Source organism: Dyadobacter sp., assembly GCF_039919315.1.
Lineage (GTDB): Bacteria > Bacteroidota > Bacteroidia > Cytophagales > Spirosomataceae > Dyadobacter.
This window is the reverse complement of record NZ_JBDSFX010000101.1, coordinates 1-19,703: the sequence shown is the minus strand read 5'-3', so window position 1 is coordinate 19,703 and position 19,703 is coordinate 1. Positions and strand designations below refer to the sequence as shown.

Annotated in this window: 9 protein-coding genes; 7 read left to right on the top strand and 2 right to left on the bottom strand. The window is 44.1% G+C overall.

Features of this window, described 5'->3' with window-relative positions:
• Nucleotides 1–14 precede the first annotated feature (14 nt).
• Both ABIO93_RS29135 and ABIO93_RS29130 read left to right on the top strand, forming a co-directional pair.
• Nucleotides 15–2,987 (top strand): amidohydrolase family protein, encoded by a 2,973-nt coding sequence (locus tag ABIO93_RS29135; protein WP_348073545.1) that lies wholly within the window; start codon nucleotides 15–17, stop codon nucleotides 2,985–2,987.
• A 149-nt stretch (nucleotides 2,988–3,136) separates the two neighbouring features.
• Nucleotides 3,137–3,697, top strand: a complete 561-nt coding sequence (locus ABIO93_RS29130; protein WP_348073544.1) for a sigma-70 family RNA polymerase sigma factor — start codon at nucleotides 3,137–3,139, stop codon at nucleotides 3,695–3,697.
• Nucleotides 3,698–4,099: 402 nt separating this feature from the next.
• On the opposite strand, the gene ABIO93_RS29125 is transcribed toward ABIO93_RS29130, so the two are convergent.
• On the bottom strand, nucleotides 4,100–7,792 hold the full coding sequence (locus tag ABIO93_RS29125; RefSeq protein ID WP_348073543.1) for a T9SS type A sorting domain-containing protein: 3,693 nt from the start codon (nucleotides 7,790–7,792) through the stop codon (nucleotides 4,100–4,102).
• Between the two features lie 834 nt (nucleotides 7,793–8,626).
• Between ABIO93_RS29125 and ABIO93_RS29120 the strand changes: the two genes are divergently transcribed.
• A complete protein-coding gene (locus ABIO93_RS29120) occupies nucleotides 8,627–8,821 on the top strand; it encodes a hypothetical protein (RefSeq protein WP_348073542.1) in 195 nt (64 codons plus the stop codon).
• A gap of 271 nt (nucleotides 8,822–9,092) precedes the next feature.
• Here the strand turns inward: ABIO93_RS29120 and ABIO93_RS29115 are convergent, their stop codons facing one another.
• Complete coding sequence (locus ABIO93_RS29115) at nucleotides 9,093–12,134, bottom strand: PAS domain S-box protein (protein ID WP_348073541.1); 3,042 nt, start codon at nucleotides 12,132–12,134, stop codon at nucleotides 9,093–9,095.
• A gap of 644 nt (nucleotides 12,135–12,778) precedes the next feature.
• Here ABIO93_RS29115 and ABIO93_RS29110 point away from each other — a divergent pair.
• The 4 genes from ABIO93_RS29110 (at nucleotide 12,779) to ABIO93_RS29095 (ending at nucleotide 19,538) form a co-directional block, all read left to right on the top strand.
• Nucleotides 12,779–16,018 carry a LuxR C-terminal-related transcriptional regulator gene (locus tag ABIO93_RS29110; RefSeq protein ID WP_348073540.1) on the top strand — a complete coding sequence of 1,080 codons (3,240 nt, stop codon included), beginning with the start codon at nucleotides 12,779–12,781 and terminating at the stop codon, nucleotides 16,016–16,018.
• A 109-nt stretch (nucleotides 16,019–16,127) separates the two neighbouring features.
• A complete protein-coding gene (locus ABIO93_RS29105) occupies nucleotides 16,128–16,334 on the top strand; it encodes a hypothetical protein (RefSeq protein ID WP_348073539.1) in 207 nt (68 codons plus the stop codon).
• 57 nt (nucleotides 16,335–16,391) lie between these two features.
• On the top strand, nucleotides 16,392–18,827 hold the full coding sequence (locus ABIO93_RS29100; protein WP_348073538.1) for a TonB-dependent receptor: 2,436 nt from the start codon (nucleotides 16,392–16,394) through the stop codon (nucleotides 18,825–18,827).
• Between the two features lie 27 nt (nucleotides 18,828–18,854).
• Nucleotides 18,855–19,538 carry a porin family protein gene (locus ABIO93_RS29095; RefSeq protein WP_348073536.1) on the top strand — a complete coding sequence of 228 codons (684 nt, stop codon included), beginning with the start codon at nucleotides 18,855–18,857 and terminating at the stop codon, nucleotides 19,536–19,538.
• Nucleotides 19,539–19,703: the final 165 nt, after the last annotated feature.

The following is a 19,703-nucleotide window of genomic DNA, read 5'->3' as shown; positions in this document are numbered from 1 at the left end:
AAAAATCCAGCGCTATGTCCTTTAATTGTAAGATGTTTTCTTGCCTGTTGTTGCTGTCATTAATAACAGTTCATCAATCTCAGGCACTTGTCGCGGATTCGTTGAAGGTAACATTCCGGGAAGGTACCAATATGGCAATAGCGCTTTCTGCTGACAAGAAAACCATTGCTATGGATGTCCAAGGCACGATTTGGGTGATGCCCGTGAATGGCGGAAAAGCAAAGGCGGTTACGGATGCACTTGGCGACTGCCGCCAGCCAACGTGGTCACCGGACGGAAATCAGATTGCTTTTCAATCGTATCGCGACGGTAACTTTCACATCTGGAAAGTCAATAAAGATGGCTCTGGCCTGACGCAACTTACCAAGGGCATTTACCACGACCGGGAGCCGCACTGGTCGCCCGACGGGAAAGCGATTGCATTTTCCTCCGACCGGAGCGGAAATTATGATATCTGGGAAATCGGGCTGAAAAATGATAGCCTGACCCGGCTGACGGACAATCCCGGCAATGACTACTTCCCCTCCTACTCTCTGGATGGTTCCAGGCTGGCCTATGTTTCTGAGCGTGCGGCTGCGGCCGGGATTTACATCCGGGAAGCAAATGGCGAACATAAGTTGTTTGTACACAGTAAGGAAAAGCTGTTTTCACCTGCCTGGCATCCCAATGGAAACCACATTGTTTTCAACAGCCTGCTTCCGGGTTCGAGCCAATTGGAGTTTGTAAAAACAGGAGGCGGTGATTGGCAGACGCTTTCCGATTCGACCGAAGATGTATTTCCATTTAAAGTAAGCTGGCTTTCAGAAACAGACTATTTATACACTTCCGACGGCCAGATCAAACGCAGGAAGCTTGGTGAAAAAAGTGTTGTATCCATTCCTTTTCAGGCGGAAGTGACGCTGAATCGCGCCAAATACGCTGTAAAAGTCCGTGATTTTGATTCTGTAAAACCACAGCCCGTTCAGGGAATAAGAAGCCCGATCGTTTCTCCGGATGGTGACCGCATTATATTTTCTGCACTTGGGGACATTTGGATGCATGAAAAAGGAAAAGCTGCTCCCGTTCAGGTTACAAATGATGTTTTTATTGACATTGATCCGGTTTGGTCGCCGGATGGGAAATCCATTGCTTACACCAGCGAGCGGAACGGCAATATGGACATCTGGATCAAAGACCTTGCATCAGGCAAAGAATATTGCTTGCTCGACGCGGCTGACAATCTGAAATATCCAAGCTGGTCGCCGGACGGGTCTAAGATTGCTTTTTACCAGGCTGACCCTAATGCATACAGCCGTAATGTGCTGAACATTATTGACATAAAATCGTCAGCAGTAACGACCATTTATGGCTCACTTTTCGAAGGATCGCAGCCAAGCTGGTCGCCCGGCGGGAAGTTCATCGTAATATCCGCACTGGATGCATTTTCAACCCGTTTCCGGGAGGGATTGAGCAAGTTCCTGATCATTCCGGTTGACAAATCTGAATCCCGTTTTGTATCGCCCGTTCCCGGAAGATCATTGGCAACCCGAGGCAAAAATGGCCCCGTTGTTTCGCCTGACGGGAAAATGATCGCCTACATTCTGGACAATACTTTGTGGATGGTTCCCGTGGATTCCACCCTGAATATCCTAGGCGCACCTGCCCACCTTACCACTGACCTTGCGGAAGACCCAAGCTGGTCGGCAGATTCGAAAAGCATTGTTTTTCTCGCAACGGATGTTTTGAAAAAGATCTCGGTCGCGGATCGAAAGCTGGAGACCATTCAAATGGATTTTAATTGGGTTACCAAACAGCCCGAAGGCCAGCTTGTCATACATGCAGGAAAAGTGTTCGACGGGAAATCTGAGAAATACTTACAGAATGTCGATATCATCATTGAAAAGAACCGGATCAAACAGATTCTGCCTCATCAGGCCGGGAGGAAAGGGAATCTCATTGATGCATCCGGTCAAACTGTCATTCCAGGTCTTTTTGAAATGCATACCCATCAGAATGCACAATTGGGTGAAAAAGGAGGAAGGCTTTGGCTGGCCTATGGCATTACTTCCATCCGCGAACCCGGAACCGATCCCTACGACGCGCTTGAGAGAAAAGAGTCGTGGGCGAGTGGTAAGCGTTTGGGGCCGCGGACATTTTTTACGGGCGGCCACATGGAAGGAAACCGGATCTATTATAACCGCAACACGAGCAATATTGGCGGTACACAGCTCGAACTGGAATTGAACAGAGCTGTAAAACTGGGTTACGACATGATCAAAACGTACGTTGGATTGCCGGATGTGCTGCAAAAACGCGTTACGGAATTCGCTCATGCCAACGGGATCCCGGTTTCATCCCACGAAATTTATCCGGCCGCCGGTTATGGGGTCGATGGCGTCGAACATATTGGCGCCACAAGCCGCAGGGGATATTCGCCCAAGCTCACAGCATTGAACAGAACGTATCAGGATGTAATAGAGCTCATTGTAAAATCCGGCATGTACATCACACCAACCGTATCATTGCATGGAGGAATGTCTGCACTTGTGAAAACGGATACCTCGTTTTTTAGTCACTGGCAATTTGATGCTTTTTATCCCAAAAAGATGATGGCCGATTTGAAAAGCGCAACGGCACGCGTATCAGCGGGCAGCGATTCTTATCGTTTTATAGAAGAGTCGCTCGTGAGCCTGGTCAAAAAAGGAGCGCGGGTAACACCCGGTACGGACTCCCCCATTATTCCTTCCGGGTTAAGCTACCATGCGGAATTGCAGAGTTGGGTTAAAGCCGGTTTATCCCCATTTGAAACTTTAAGGGCAGCAACATTGTGGTCGGCGGAAGAAGTGGGTGCAGGAAAAAACCTGGGTTCTATTGAGGTAGGAAAGCTTGCAGACCTCGTGATTGTCGACGGCGACCCGCTTCTGGATATCACAGCTGTTTTGAAGGTTACCGGAGTAGTCAAGAATGGTGAATACATGAACCAACAAATGTTAAAAACAGGAAAATAAACCACAATTGTACATATCTAATATTTTTTATAAATACTAAAAATTAAAATAAACTATTGCGTTGCATATTTTTATCGATCTATTATATTTATATATATCACAGATGCAGAATATTATTTTGATTGTATGTTTATTAGATCTTTTAAAATATGAATTTAACATCTATTTCTGACGAGGAGCTGTTGAAGCTAATTGCTGAGGACGATACGGACGCATTTAAAATCATATTCGACAAATACTATCATGTTCTGGTACGTGCTTTAATGCGGTACTCCAATGATCCGGAGCAGATTAAGGATTGGGTTCAGGAAATTTATGGCAAATTGTGGGAGAGCAGAAAAACAGCCCAGTTTGAAACAATCCTAAATTTCAAGGCATATTTCATTGTCAGCGCACGGAATCACGCCATCAGACACCTCCAAAAGAAAAACAAACCGGATCTGGTCCTTCATCAGCAAATGGAAGAAATCGAGATCGCCGACAACAATTTGCTGGAATATCAGGAACAAAAAGAATTGCTTCACGCCTACCAGTCGGCCCTTTCCAAATTGTCTTCCCGTACGCAGGAAGTGTATTACTTAAATCGCGAAAAAGGTTTGACTTACAGCAAAATAGCAGAGGAATTGGGTGTTTCCGTCAAGACAGTGGAGGCGCAGATTTCCCGCGCGATGGCCTTTCTGCGTCAGGAACTGGTCGTTTACCTGAGATGAAGTGATCGTTTACGGCGTGCCAGGCGCTATCCTGAAAGCGACCGGGTTTTTCCGGCACCGATGTGCGATGGATATTTTTAATACAGGCCCTGGTGAAGGCTGCACTCAGCCTTGGGATACGTGTCACCAAATGAGTTTGAGGAGCTCTTAAACAAACAAAAAATAGCGGTTTAATATCTTGTCCGCTTTGTTGCAATTCCGTCGGGAATTCCCGCAAAACCACTCCCCTGCGATGAGAAATATCTACCTTCAAGCAATGTTCAGCAGGCCGACCGACCCACTTTAAGGTCGCGCTGACTGTGTGCTCAGCGTTCCACTCCGCAACATCATGAAACTAAGTTTTAGATTTTTGGAATGGTAAAACAGATTCCAGCAACCAAAAAGTTACTGGAATCTGTTTTTTTAATTAGCGTGAATAAATTTATAGGTACTTACCGAACCATCCGTTTTGGTAATGATCAATAAATACGTTCCCGACTGGAGATGTTTTATATTGATGCTAGCGGATTTTACGGGGCCTGATTTATAGATTTCCTTGCCTGCCAAATTGGTAATGCTGGTACTTTTGATCCTTTTCCAATCAGGCATTCTCAAATTCAAAACTTCATCAACAGGGTTGGGGTAGACAAAGTTTTCAATATCAGGACCCATTTCCACGCTCCTGATCCTGCTGAATGAAAACGTTTCGTCCATATCGATCATTCTCAACCGGTAAAGGTTTTCCCCCGATTTTGATTGGTCATCCAGGTAAGAATAGTTCTGGGCTACTTTGCTTTCTCCTTTGGCGCTTACATTACCCAACACAAGCCAGTCCTTTCCATTGTGGCTGCGCTGCACTTCAAAGCGGGAGCTGTTTGTTTCCTCGCTGGTAGACCAGGATAGCAGCACATTTTGCTCAGATTTTGAAGCTGTAAAGGCTACCAGGTTTACGGGGAGCGGGTCTATTGTGGAGATACCGAAGTCATTGTCGAGATAACTCACATCGGCCATTGCACGTCCCGCACTGCCATAAATGATCTCCTCACAACTAATGATAATCTTGGTAAGGCCGTTATTCACTCCGTCACCAGAGGATTCCCCGGATACGATTGCCCCGCCTTCGCCGATTGTAAAGTAACCTTCCGGCAATTGTTTCACGTCCGAGCCGCCGGCCGTGGTGCCCAGTACCAGCCTGTAAGTCCCCACAGGAATACTGGGAAACAAGTACTTACCTGTTGCGTCCACCGGTTTTACATCTAGCTGCGTGCTGCCGGTTTCCCCTGCCAACAAAGTCACGTACAATCCTAGCGCAGGGCCGTTTACCAGTTGACCGTCAATACCATTGGACAAGCCGGTCGCATCGTCGTAAACTTCGCCGCCAAGGTCAATCAAACATCCGGTCACCGTTAAAGCGGCAGTGCGGGTTTCACTGATGCAAGCGTTGTCCGGATGGGTAATGGTCACCTGATAAGTATTCCCAGTCATAGCCGCGGATACACCGGTAAGCGTTAATGTTGCAGTAGTAGCGCCCGCGTAAATACCGCCATCGACTACGTCGGCAAAACCCGACCCAGTGTCTTCCTGCCATTGATATATCAATGTGCCTGACACGTTTGTTGCGGGTGGTACCGTGTAATTAGGCACACCTGCTGCAAAAGTCCCTGTGCTCGCCGCAGAAACACCAACCGTAAATGTGGCTACACCACCCGATGCTATCGATTGATTGGATGGTGGGGTAGCTACTAAAACTTGTGTGGCCGTTAATACATTGGCAGTAGTTGCCTGCCCGGTGCTGCCGCCAACAGTTCCCGGAGGAGTAGGAATACCATTTGCGTTTACCGTAGTACCTAAATTACCTGAGCTACCTGGCAATGTACTTCCACCTGCTAATGTTCCGGTAGTCACAATATGGTTTGCACCTTCGGTTGCATCAGGGCAGCCGTCGTTATCGCTGTCTGTGTCCAGACAATCCGAAATACCATCTTTATCGGTATCCACGGCAACACTACGGAGACTAATATCATCCAACCATACATCAAAAAAAGCGTCGGTGCTTCCAGATGCTACAACCAGTGAAATATTCATTGTTGCACTGGGAACGGTAAACAATCCTGAAACTCGCATCCACCCAATTGTTGCACCATTATTAGGGGCGAAAGTAAGCGGTACCAGCACGCCATTGACTAAAAGTTTGAGTCTTTTTGCCGCTGTTTCCGTAGTTGTTGTTGCAGTCTCAACATAAAATTCAAACTGTTGCAATTGACCAACATTCTGATTATTAACAGTTTGTCCCCATAAAACAACATCAGCCGCTACTGCACTGTTAATATCACCTGAAACAAAAAACATTCCATTTCCTGCAACTGTATGATCAGGCGGACTAAAACCACCACAATTATCAGTATTGAAATTCATAACAGAATAGGAATTTGCGGGAGGATTGGGCCCTACTATATTAATACAAGTAGCAACTGTATAAACAAGATCAGAGGTAAATCCAGTATTACCTGCTCCGAAATTACCATTGGTAATTTGCTCAGGGCCATAAACAACATTCGCAGATGAAATTTGCGTTGGGGTCGGATTAGGACATTCATCGGTATCCAGTATACCATCATTATCATCATCCAGGTCATTCAAATCAGCCACCCCATCATTATCGGCGTCAGGTAGGATTGTCAAAGCGGCGGTTGACTCCTGGGCAATACATGAGTTATCGGGGTGTGTTATTAAAACCCTGTAATTAGCCCCATTCAAAGAGATTGGTACCGCAGTAAGTGTTAATGTAGCAGTGGTGGCACCGCTATAAATACCACCGTTGGTGATATTGGCAAAACCCGACCCAGTGTCTTCCTGCCATTGATAGACCAATGCGGCTGACACGTCTGTTGCCGGTGGTACCGTATAATTAGGAGTACCTGCTGCAAATGTGCTTGTGCTTGCAGCTGAGGCTCCAACCGTAAAGCTGGCTGTGCCGCCTGTTGCCACCGATTGATTGCCAGGTGGTGTATTAATGGTCACGTTTGTGGCGATAGTCGCATTTAAATGCTGGCCGGTGTACCCACCCTGACCAACTACCAGCCCATCGGCGTCTACGGTAACAGGGCTACCGCCCAAAATTCCGTCGCCATTAGCATCGGTTCCACCAGCTTCCAGGACATCATTGCAGCCATCATTATCGCTGTCCAGGTCCAGGTTATCTGCTATGCCGTCCCCGTCTGTATCCCGGCTGCATGAGGTGCTGACCAGAGAAATGTCATCCACAGAAAAATCATTGCCCGCCACTTGCACAGAAGTGTTGACCAGTGTAAACCTGTATGCCCCTGTGGTAGGCGCGGTAAAACCGAGGGCTTCCGTACGCCACAAAACATCCCCGATGGGCCCGGTATCACTACTTGATATCAAGAGATTATCAGACACCCTTCTGATTGCGATCCGTAAATTGTAAGCTCCGGCTGCTCCCTGGACCCACGCCCCTTTATGCCACATACTATAACTGTAGGTTTCCCCGGCAGTCAGGACGATATCCTCGGTAAAGAATGTACCTACTGAGGTAGTACCATTGACTAATAGATAATTATCAGTAGCTGAACCTGTTGTATGTCCCGGGTATTCCCAAATGGCGGCTGCGTGATTATTTATGGCCCCTTGTAAGTTGGCAACGGTATATTTTCCTGCTGCATTATTACCATTAGTACCAGGGCCATAGGAATATCCACCACCGGGAGGGTTTTGTAAATCCCTATAAAAAGCTGCTGTACTCGGCGACTCTCCAAACGTTCCCGCATTTTCACCATTGACCAAAGTAGAGCAACCTTCATTTACATCAAGTATCCCGTCATTGTCGTCGTCTAGGTCACAGATGTTACCGACACCGTCCCCGTCCGAATCCACAAACCCCGGATTGCCACTCACGCAGGCCGGGTTCTGAGCATTTGCCGTAAAAAAAGTAAAACACACCAGCAAAACGAGCAGGCTCCTTGTGATGCGAAGTGTGTAAAATGAGGTACTGGCCAAACCTAACCCCGCCTCTTTTGTAAGATTACCAAGGTGGCGACTAACATCACAATAATTACAAAATTGATTGATGTTGGAAAATGGTAAATAGTGTTTCATTGTAAATCGGATTAAATGTGTGAGAATTAATAAAAGTTTAGGAGGAGCGGGTAAAACTTTTCAATTATATCGAATTTATTCTACGTATAATAGAATTTTATAGCTAAATATCAATAAAAAATAATTAAATAGTTCTATTAAAACTATGATTTTTAAAATGTCTTGACATAGTTATTTACCGTTTTCTCTTTAAGAAAAAGCGGTAACCAACTGACTACCAGAGAAAAAGAATATATTTATAGAAGCATGTTATTTTCAAAATAATACCTGGTACTGGTGACTAATTTCAGTTGCTTTCATCCCATCAGTATTTACAGTGGCTGCCAACGCTAATACCCGTGGTATTTGTTACCAATACCTTGTCCCCTATGAAATGCTATATCATTCAGTTTGAAATAGTCCTATCACCCAGCTGTTTATACGTCACCCGATTACGCTTACCTCGATTTGAAAATCTTATTCCTCCTATCGCTGCTACTTGCAGCGCCTGGCCTACGAGTAAATCAAGTGCATTCATTGACTTATGGACTAAAATGTTAATTATCCTCTCTGCTGTATCTGGACAAGAAAAGATGGTGACTGTTGTCAGCCATCTTGCCCTTGAACATTCGCTTGTTATGCAATTCTAAGCCGAACATATGTCACCTTATTAGGCTTGCTATATGAATCTGTGTAGTCGCTATGTTTATTGTTGGCTTCCGTTAAAATGGCTGGCGTGACGTTGCTACATTTGTTTGGAGGCAGAAATAGGCAGATTTAATTTTTCAACTAAACTTGACTAGGAGAAAACGACCGTGCGGCAGACCGCGGGTGTTTGACGAATCTTTCAAACGGATGGCAGTAGAACTGTCAGAAGCTAAGGGCTCGGTGAGTGCGGCAGCGGCTGAGCTCGGGCTTGATGCAGGGCCTATCAGTAAATGGGGCGCAAGTTTTAATAAACCTGATTTTCGAGAAAAAGTTGAAGGTTTGACGGAGGAGCAAAAAACGGATCCGGCAATTGGAAAGGTAGCTTCGGGAGGTAAAACTTGAACACTAGATATTAAAAAAGGCTGTACGCATGCGATGCCCTGCAAACGGAAATAGCGGAGATTTTTTTGGCTGCAACTAAGGGTAAAACTATCATTTTGACAATTACGAAACAAGAAATTCTATGGCTCCCTCCCTCCTCTGTCTCAGTCTAATACACCAAGGCTTCCTTTCCGCTATGAAAGACCAGGAAACTTTCACAGAAATCAGCGAGCTGCATAATTTTCTTAGTCAATGTACATAGATGGGGTCATCATCTATAATAAAAGCTATTTCAACTTTTTTCATTTTTCAGATATAGTGTAAATGTTGTTCCTTCATTTACTTCACTTTCAACTTCAATCCTCCCACCCATGGTTTCAATTTGATTTTTTGTGATAAACAGGCCGATACCTCTGGCATCTTTATTTCCGTGGAAAGTTTTATACATACCAAAAAGCTTACTGCCGTGCTGCTTTAAATTTATGCCCAACCCATTATCCTGTATTTTCAAGACGATATATTTCCCTGCACGAATAGCACTAAACCTAACCTCGCCTTTCCGTTCAGGCGAATGGTATTTGATGCCATTCGTAATGAAATTCAGTAAAACACTTTCTATGTAAGCCGGAAATCCCAAAATTCTAATGTCGCCGGCTACATTGTTAATGATACTGACCGAGGCATCCCTGGCTAGCTGAAAAACCGTCTGAATGGCCGTATTGATAGCCAAAGCAAGATCGATCGGTATTAGCTTTTCATTAAAAGATGTATTCATCAAGACCACTTCGTTCAAATTAGCTATGGTATCTTTCAAATTAGTTATAGCCATTTGAAGTAGTAAGATCATTTCATTGTCTGCCATTTGCTGATTCTCGTCAACAAATAGGCTCACGGTCATATCGATGTTACCCATATGTGACCGTAGGTTATGGGAAACTATATAGGCAAAGTTTTTCAATCTTTCATTTTGATCCGTGGCTATCTCAAGCAATGATTGCTTCTCCTGCGCCGCATTTTTTATTTCACTGATATCGGTGGCTATCCCTAAATAGCCGGTGATTACTCCTTCCATGTCACGGATAGCAGTTACCACAAGCTGTACCGGAAATTTCGATCCATCTTTCCGAACATAAGTCCATTCCCTTGATTCAAAACGTTCGCGTTTAGCCACTTCGACAAACACATCAAAGTGGTTTATCGGCTGCCCATAAAGGGCAGATAATTCAATTCCACGACTAATCAGATCCTCCTCAACATGGAAAACTGAGGGGTTACATTTACCAACTACCTCATTTGCGTCGTATTGCAATAGTAGTTCAGCCCCCCTATTGAAATGCGTAATAGTGCCATCAAGATCAGTGCTAATAATTGAAACATGGCTGGAATTTAGAATTGACGTTAAATCATTATTAAGGCGGTATAATGCGTCCCTGGACCGTTTTACTTCATCAATATCCTGAAACACGCCATAAAGACGGGTGCATATCCCTCCTGAGAACTCGGTCTGCCCGATTACCCTCACCCAAATTTCCTTCCCTTTGGCAGTAATCAGTTCTACTTCAATATCGTAGGTCGTGCCAGTACTTATCGCTTCTTCGAACACATTCTCAATCCTGGTCCGGCTGCTGCCTTCTTTAAAAAAAAGGATGGCCTCTCCCAGTTTGGGCTCATATCCTATCGGTACTTCGTGAATTTCACGGGTAATCCTGCTCCATGTTACCCTGCTATTCTTAGTGTCCACCTCCCAGGTGCCTATACGCGCGACTTCATTGGTCTTATCGAGAATTGCTTCAATTTTTTTCTTTTCTTCATCCCTTTCTTTGGAGGCGGTAACATCCGCGGTATACATCAAAATGCCACCTATATAGCCTTCTGATAAATACCATGGTCTAATATCCCAGGTAAGCCATTGAACAGACCCATCGGCCCGTTCGAAACGGGCCTCGTCACATTGGTTAATTTCGCCATGAAGGCATTCCTGGTGAATTTTTTTCCAGTCATCTCCAATTTCCGGAAAAATGTCATAGTGGGAGCGCCCGATAATAGCCATTCCTTCCAAATTGTAATCACTGACCCAGCGTTTCGAGGCGGCCAGATAACACATCTTGCTGTCAAACATCGCAATGGCGTGCGGGGCTTGGTCAATAAATATTTTACTACGCTCGTTGCTTTGCATTAATTCACGCTCCGCCTTCTTTTGAGAGGTTATGTCGCGAATTATTTTCGAAATTTTGATGATGCTGCCATTTTTATCCAGGATTGGTGACATGGTTAACGAAGCATTTACCTCGCTGCCGTCCTTTTTTAACCTTATTGTTTCATATTGCTGAATTGACTGGCCATTCAAGATTTTTGAAATCAGCAAAGTTTCTTCTTCCAACAGCTCAGGCGGAAATAGCAAAGAAATATGCCTTCCTTTTATTTCCTCGAGCGTGTATCCAAACATTTGTTCAGCGCCTTTGTTCCAGGTCAGAATTGTACCTTCCACCGTATTACTTAAAATGGCATCCGTTGCTGACGAGATAATCATCGCCTGCTCATTAATTTCTTTTTCTTGTTGCTTTCGTCTGGTAACGTCCCTGATTGCGGCCGACACGTACAAGCCATCTTGCAATTGTATTGAGCTGATACTTATCTCGACCGGAAATTCTTCCCCATTTTTCTTCAAGCCGAATAGTTCCTGGTCCTCTTTCTCTGGAAATCCCTCAGGGTTTTGAAAAAAACCTGAACGTTCGTCAGGCCCGATATTCCAAAACCGTTCAGGCAGGATCATTTCAATCTTTTTTCCAAACAGATCATTCCTTTGATAACCAAAAAGCCGTTCTGTTTGTAAATTCACAATCTCTATTTCCCCTGTTTGTTTAATGATCACAGTGGCATCCGACGCACTTTCCAGCAGGTCCCTGAATTTTTTTTCAGAAAATGCAAGTTCCTTTTCGAGTTTTTTGATTTGCGTGACATCGGAAACATGGACAAAAAAGCCCTTTACCACGCCGTTTATAATATCCGGGTAGTAGTTGGCGATAGAACTTCGCGTTTCGCCGCCAGGGACCGTGATGTCCCTTTCAAATTGTTGTATTTCTCCTTTTAGAACAGCACTTATGTAAGGTAGGTTTTTTTCATAAAGAGGACCGAGCAATTCTTTCAGCGTTATTTTATTAACCATTTCATCGCGCCCTTTTCCAAACCATTCCAAATAGGCATTGTTGGCAAACCGGCAAACCTGATCGGCGTCCCAGTAGGCAAGCATTGCCTGTATATGGTCGGCAACACGTAAGCCCAGGCGGTTAATGTCGGATAGGGCCGTAAAATGATCATCGGGTTCTTTGGCCATGCTTTAAAAAAAATAGAGTAAACTACCTGCAATAATCACATCAGAAAATCCAATCAGAAGATATTGACCTAATTTTTTCGCTTTTGGTAAGCATAGTGCAGTTACATACACGGTCGTGGCCGTTTCACAACTCATCGACTAGCGATTTAACGAAAGTTATTTAAAAGTTTAACTTTTCGTACCTATTTCAAACATTTCAGTTCCGCGAGTTTCGCCGCAAGCTTTTCCCTGCGTAGGTTTTTGTCGATCATACCACCTCCTTCATGAATAGAACCTGGTGTTGTAGAAGCAACGTGACCCGAATTCCGTCAGGGAAAGAGAACTGTTTGAACAGGTTTTTTTAGCTGGGCTTCGTCGTGGTTAAGGTATCCCTACCTTTTGGGGCCATTATATGGGCCTTATCATGTTTGGGTTACGCAAAAATTTCATAACTCATCTTTTACTACTATTTCTCCGTTGGTTGGGTCATCATAAGTTTTTCGATCCTGATTCGTCTCTCGAAGTTAACCCTAAGGGATACCAGCATATGAATGCTAGTATCGACACCTTCAACTTAAGAATAGCATATCTGAAAATCAGACAGTTATTGCATAGGTGAGAATTAGAGAAAGGTTAAATGCATACATTTGCCAAACATTCATAACATGGAAGATGAAAAAGTAAGGCAACTGGCGGCTATCATGTTTACCGACATTGTTGGATATACTGCCTTAATGCAAGGGGATGAAGAAAAAGCAGTAAATGTCAGAGGCCGTCACCGGCAGATCTTCCAGCAACAACACGAATTACATCAAGGCAAAATCTTACAGTATTACGGCGACGGCACACTTAGCGTCTTTAAAAGTGCGATCCTCGCAGCCAAATGCGCTATCGAAATTCAGTTAGCGTTACAGGAAACAGATCCAGTACCTTTAAGAATTGGTTTGCACATGGGTGATATCGTTTTTGATAAAACCGAGGTGTATGGCGACGGTGTCAATTATGCCTCGCGCATCGAAAGCTTGTCGGTGGCAGGGGCGATCCTTTTATCGAAATCCTTGAACGATGAGCTCAAAAATCACAAATCGATTTCCACCACTTCTCTTGGCCACTTCGAACTTAAAAACATAAGCCTTCCTGTTGAAGTATTTGCGATTACAAATGTCGGTATCGCAGTCCCCGAGTCGGCGCAATTGATCGGAAAACAGAAAACACCTAGTAATGTACTGTTAACAAAACTTCATATTTCGCCGCCTAGTCCTCAAACCGTTCATCGTTCAGAACTTTTTGAAAAGCTGGACAAAGGCCTTCAAGCTAAATTAATGCTCATTTCCGCCCCGGCTGGATTTGGTAAAACAACACTTGTAAGTGATTGGATTATCCAGCAAAGAATCCCGTCGGCATGGTATTCCATTGACAGCGGTGACAATGATGTTTCTGAATTTTGGGGCTATATCATCACCGCCATTCAGGGAATTTACCCTGAATTCGGTGAAAATACGATGAAACTGCTCCGTTCCTCCAAACAGGGGAATCACGAATCGATTGTCCGGCTTGTCATCAATGAAATGATTTCGCTTCCGAAGCATTTTTTATTGGCTTTGGATGATTTTCATTTGATAAACAATCGGGAAGTATTAGAATTGTTTACCTATTTTATTGAACATATATCCACTAACGTTCACGTCGCCATCCTCACCCGCGCCGACCCGAATTTGCCTCTTGCCAAACTGAGAAGCAGGCACCAGCTGGTAGAGTTAAGGTCGGCTGACCTCAGTTTTTCCACTGACGAAATCCAATTTCTATTTAACAAGAAGCTAAAATTAAAATTAAGTGCTGCGGATGTAGAATCACTCGTTTATAAAACGGAAGGCTGGATTGCCGGTTTGCAACTCATTGCTATTTCCCTTCGCGACCGGGAAGATGTAACCACTTTTATTCAGGAATTTAAAGGTGATAACCGGTATATCATGGATTATCTGATGGAGGAAGTCCTGAAAATACAAACGCCGGAAATCAGGGAATTTTTAATTCAGACATCCCTTTTGGAGCAATTGTCGGGTTCGCTTTGCAACGCTATTCTGGATCGGCCGGACAGTCAATCGGTGCTGGAAATGCTTGAAAACAATAACATGTTTATTGTTTCCCTGGATTCGGACAGAAAATGGTACAGGTATCATCACCTTTTTTCAGACCTGCTCAAGCAACGCCTGTTTTTGAAGGAAAAGTCCGTCATCCAGACGATTCACAACAAAGCTGGCGAATGGTTTGAACAGAATAAAATACTCCCGCTGGCGATCGAACATGTCCTTAAAACTCAGAATTATGACAAGGCTATTAGGCTATTGACAGAATCAACAGAGCAGATGTGGGAGAATGGCCAGCATTCTTCCATCATAAAATATGGGGATCTTTTGCCGGAGGATATTGTCAAACTCTATCCTGAATTTTCCTTATTCTACGCCTGGGTATTGGTAACGGCAGGGCAAATTCAGAAGGCGGGACCAATCTTGACCTGTGCTGAAACAATAACCAGACAGCGCATTGCCGAAAATGAAACGAATGCTGAGATACTACATTACCATCAGAAATTATTAGGCAAAATAGCAGTTGCAATCGCTTACCAGAATTCATTTTTGGGAAAACCAAAAGTCATTCTGGAATATTGCAGGATTGCGATGGAAAACTTATCTGAGAACGATCCTTTATGGTTCAGCTGGGGCTGGTATGTGGTCGGAAAGGCGGAATTGGCTAATTCACACCTTTTTGAAAGCACTGAGGCTTTCAAAAAGGCATTGATATTTGGAAAAAAATCTGGCAACATTTATCTCATGACCAGCATTGCGATCAACCTCGGTTTCAATGAGGGCCGGTTGGGCCATTATAAAACTTCCTACAAGAGGAGCGCCGATCTTTTACAGTTTTTGAAAGAGAGTGGTTATGGTAATTTAGTTAAAACAGACTGGACTTTTGCTGTTTTGTATGCCAATATGGCCGCCATCCAATACTTTTGGACCGATCTGGAAGGAGCTGCTGAAAACATCAAAATCGCTTATAATCTATGCATTAAGGAAGCGGATATCACTTCCAAAGTGCTAGCGCTGGTGGTTTACTCAGTAGTATTACATGGGCAGAGAGATCTGATTGGCGCAGAAATCAAGATGAAGGAATTGGAGGTAATCATGCAGAAAAACAAGGTTAACCCATTTCAGGAATCCATGTATGTGGGTTGGAAAGCTATTTTTCTAGTTTTTCAAAACGAGCTTGAAAAAGCGCGTGCTTTTTTAGAAGCGCATGGTGTAGAGTCTGGTAAAACAGTATCCTACGTCGAAGAGTACCGCTATTTTGCGTTTGCGATCCTGCTGATTGCGGAAAAGAAAATGGATGAGGCATTTCTGCTGGTTAATCAATTATATGAAATGGCCAGCACTCAAAGCCGCATTGAGCGCATGATTGAAATTAAAATTCTTCTTACTGTGATTTTTCGGGCTACCGGAGAAAAAGAAAAAGCGATTTCCAGCCTGACAGATTCTTTGAATCTTGCTGCCCCGGCAGACATATTAATGTCTCATTTGAACTACCTTGATCAGATTAATCCCCTGTTACAGGAAGTATTCAAAAATCAGGCAAGAGGAGAAACAGATATCTCCAATCCATTTATCAATAAACTTAAAACTGCGATTGAGAAGAGGAAAACAGCTCCTTCCAATCATTTCAACCTTACTACGCGTGATTTGGAGGCGCTGAAATTAATGGCAGAAAATCTTTCAAATCAGCAAATAGCCGAAAAGCTGTTCATTTCCATGAATACGGTGAAGACCCGGTTGAAAAATCTTTTTGTAAAGTTGGAGGTCGACAACCGCAGCAAAGCGGTCGATAAAGCGAGGGAAATGCGCTTGATCTAAGCAAACCCAATAAAACATCCTGTTTAAATTCATCCTGAAAACCACCCGCCCGGGTGGTTTTTTCGTTTTGGGGCTCCCCTACTTTTGATCCTGTCAAAAAGGAACGAAAATGAAGGGCTTTGCCGAAATAATAATACAACAACAGCTTGACCAGCAATGGGAAGACCGCTTCGAGGGCATGGTCATCAGTTATCGGGACAATCATACCATCCTGCAAGGAACGCTCAAAGACCAGGCACATTTGCATGGCATTCTCAACCTCATCCGGGACTTAAATCTGAAACTGATCTCGGTCAACCTTTGGGAACCTGGTTAGCAATGCAAAAGTGATTTCTAACACCAAAATTTTTCCTCAATTCAAATCCTCACGATCATGAAATACATTTTCTTAACAGTATTCATACTTTCCTATTATCTCAGCCCGGTTTTCGGGCAACAGCTGTCACAAACGGTAAGAGGAACTTTGACCGATGCAGATAGCCAGACTCCCTTAATTGGGGCGACGGTACTGGTATTGGGATCCACACCAGCCATTGCCACCTTTACCGATGTGGATGGTAAATTCAGGTTGACCAACATTCCAATCGGGCGCATTACGCTGCAATTGTCTTATCTGGGTTATGAGCCGAAAGCCATTCCTGATGTGGTCGTAAATTCAGGTAAGGAGGCGGTTTTGACCCTGAGCTTGCAGGAATCGGCAATAAAGCTGACGGAAGTATTGGTGACAGCGAACCAGGTGAAGGGCCAGGTACAAAATGAGATGGCGCTGATCAGTGCCCGCTCCATTTCACCGGAAGAAACGAGCCGCTACGCCGGAGGGTTCAACGACCCCTCCACAATTGTGTCCAATTTCGCCGGAGTGGCCAATAACCCAAACGGGAATAACGACATTATTGTCAGGGGCAACTCTCCAAAATATGTCCAGTGGCGGTTGGAAGGTACGCAGATCACTAACCCAAACCATTTTGCAGATCAGGGAGCGATCGGCGGTGGGTTAAGTACATTGAATAACAACATTCTGGCTACCTCCGACTTTTACACCGGTGCATTTTCAGCTGAATACGGGGATGTTTTGTCGGGTGTTTATGATGTTAAACTGAGGGCTGGTAATAACGAAAAGTTTGAATCTGTTGTCGGCGTTGGTATCCTGGGTACCGAAGCTACTGTTGAAGGACCATTCAAAAAAGGATACGGAGGTTCTTATCTGGTCAATTACCGGTATTCTACGATTTCCTTATTAACCGACCTGGGTTTAACGAAAGTAAAAGGCAATCCCAATTTTCAGGATGCTGCTTTCAAGATTGTGCTGCCAACTAAAAAAGTAGGCTCTTTTTCTTTTTTTGGATTGGGAGGCGCCAGCAACGCATTTTTAAAAGAGGTAAAACCCGAAGTTGCGGAAACGCCCGGCGACCGATCAATGCTCTCCGGTATCCGGGAAGATTTGGAAAAAGGATCGTTCCTATTAAACCTCGGCATGAACCATACGCTTCCGCTTGGCCCAAATAATTATCTCCATACCTCTATTTCTCATTCCCGGGAAGGAATAAAAGACCAGGTTTTCGAATCCAATATCCTGAAACAGGATGATGCAGCCGGGGGAGTTCTCCAAGATTCTGTCCTTAGTACGGCGGTCAATTATAAAAGCCATTTGTTTAAATCCACCTACCGCGGCGCCCTCACTTACCACCATAAGCTAGATTCCCGAAACAAAATCCAGATTGGTACCCAATACGCCCTGGTCGATTATAATTACCGTCAAAGTCAGTTAAATGCCGATTTGACCAGCCGGGTAGACTTACTGGATTTTCGGAAAATGATGGGCACCATCCGGAATTATGTCAGTTGGAAACACCGCTTCAATGAAGCGATTACGCTCGTGACCGGATTGCAAAACATGAACGTGCTCTACAATAAGAAGAGTACCATTGAACCAAGAATTTCGCTGAACTGGCAAGTCGACGCAACCAATTCCTTTCAGGCTGGATACGGAAAGCATAGTACCATGGAAAGTGCCCACAACTATTTTGCAAAAGTGACAGCAGCAGACGGAACGGTAAGCGAACCAAATCACAACTTGGGATTGCTGAAAGCCCATCATTTTGTGCTCGGTTATCAAAAGCGGTTTTCAGAAAATCTGACTGCCAAAGTGGAAACCTACTATCAGAACCTCTACAATTTGCCTGTCGAGAATAAGGCGAACAGCACTTTTGCCACGATCAATGAAGGCCCGGATTTCAACTATGTCGCACTGGTAAACAAAGGGACCGGCAAGAATTTCGGTGTGGAGCTGACTTTGGAAAGGTTTTTCAAAAACAACTTATATTATCTGATAAATGCGTCGCTATATAGTTCCACTTACAAGACATTGGAAGAAAAACAACGCAATACGCCTTACAATGGGCATTATTTGGTGAATGTGTTGTTCGGGAAGGAATTCGTAAAACTGGGCCGGAATAAAAATCAAACGCTGGGATTGAATTCAAAACTCTTCCTGAGCGGCGCCAAAAACATCATTCCTCTTTTGAGAGACGAAAATGGAAAGCTAGCAGTTGACCCGGCCAGCAACCAATTTTGGGATACATCAAAGGCTTATGAAACCTCTTTGGGGGCGCTCTCAAAACTGGTCCTTTCGGTCAATTACAAATGGGACAAGGCTAGGGCCACGCACGAGCTATTCCTAAACCTTGACAATGTCTCTAATGCACAAGGAAAGATCACTGAATACTACGATCCCAGCAAGCCTGGCTCGATTGGCCATACTACGCAGCGAGGCCTGGTCCCCAATCTGATGTACCGTTTATACTTCTAAGTTCACAATCAGTTAAAAAATATAATTATGAAACGCTTCTCTGATTCAATCAAATATCTAATTGCGATCGCGTTGATTTCATTGTCTACGTCCATCAGATCCTATTGCCAAACGACACGTTTCACCCTGTTGGCAAATAATGTAAATGCAAATTTTAACTATGGAAGGTCAAACGGAACGCTGCAACCTTATAAAAAGAATTTTAAAGGTTTGCAGCTCGGCGCCTCTTTTCAGGCTGGAATTACTCCACATTTCTCCGTTTTAACAGAGCTTTATTTTGTAACAAAGGGCGGCTGGCTAAAAGAAGACAATCCAGTTACTTTCAATAAATCCAAACTTCGATTGAATACATTTGAATTGCCAATGCTTGCCCGAATTCACATTGGTCGTGTATACACGAATTTAGGACCATACGCTGCCTACAATTTATCCGGTCGGCTAAAAACCGAGGGCTCCACAACTTCGCCCGAAAGCTCACAGTCACTTTCATTTCAAAACACTCCCAATGGGTTTAGGCGCTGGGATGTCGGCGTGCAGGCGGGCGCAGGATACATTTTTCCGTTCAAAAAAGCTAGTATCCTTCTGGATGTAAGGTATGGTCACGGACTACTCAATATATCACGCGGCATTGAACGCTATAACAGGGTATTGAACATTAGTGTGCTCGTTTCCAAACCCTGGAAGAAGAACCCATTCAGTAAGCATGGTTAAAATCTCGCAGGATCATTTACAATCATTAATACTTTACATAAATAACGTGAATTCGGGTTAAGCGGCGGTTAGAAAAAGTTGGTTTGTTTTGACTTTTTGAATATTAAGTGACGGTTTTTTGGGAAAGAAGCAGTAAGCAACTAATGCGCCTAAAATGTTCATTAT

What these genes read in the sequence shown, in the direction of transcription:
- ABIO93_RS29135 (WP_348073545.1), top strand. Translation starts at nt 15, where the DNA reads ATGTCCTTTAATTGTAAGATGTTTTCTTGCCTGTTGTTGCTGTCATTA.
- ABIO93_RS29130 (WP_348073544.1), top strand. Translation starts at nt 3,137, where the DNA reads ATGAATTTAACATCTATTTCTGACGAGGAGCTGTTGAAGCTAATTGCT.
- ABIO93_RS29125 (WP_348073543.1), bottom strand. Translation starts at nt 7,792, where the DNA reads ATGAAACACTATTTACCATTTTCCAACATCAATCAATTTTGTAATTAT.
- ABIO93_RS29120 (WP_348073542.1), top strand. Translation starts at nt 8,627, where the DNA reads ATGGCAGTAGAACTGTCAGAAGCTAAGGGCTCGGTGAGTGCGGCAGCG.
- ABIO93_RS29115 (WP_348073541.1), bottom strand. Translation starts at nt 12,134, where the DNA reads ATGGCCAAAGAACCCGATGATCATTTTACGGCCCTATCCGACATTAAC.
- ABIO93_RS29110 (WP_348073540.1), top strand. Translation starts at nt 12,779, where the DNA reads ATGGAAGATGAAAAAGTAAGGCAACTGGCGGCTATCATGTTTACCGAC.
- ABIO93_RS29105 (WP_348073539.1), top strand. Translation starts at nt 16,128, where the DNA reads ATGAAGGGCTTTGCCGAAATAATAATACAACAACAGCTTGACCAGCAA.
- ABIO93_RS29100 (WP_348073538.1), top strand. Translation starts at nt 16,392, where the DNA reads ATGAAATACATTTTCTTAACAGTATTCATACTTTCCTATTATCTCAGC.
- ABIO93_RS29095 (WP_348073536.1), top strand. Translation starts at nt 18,855, where the DNA reads ATGAAACGCTTCTCTGATTCAATCAAATATCTAATTGCGATCGCGTTG.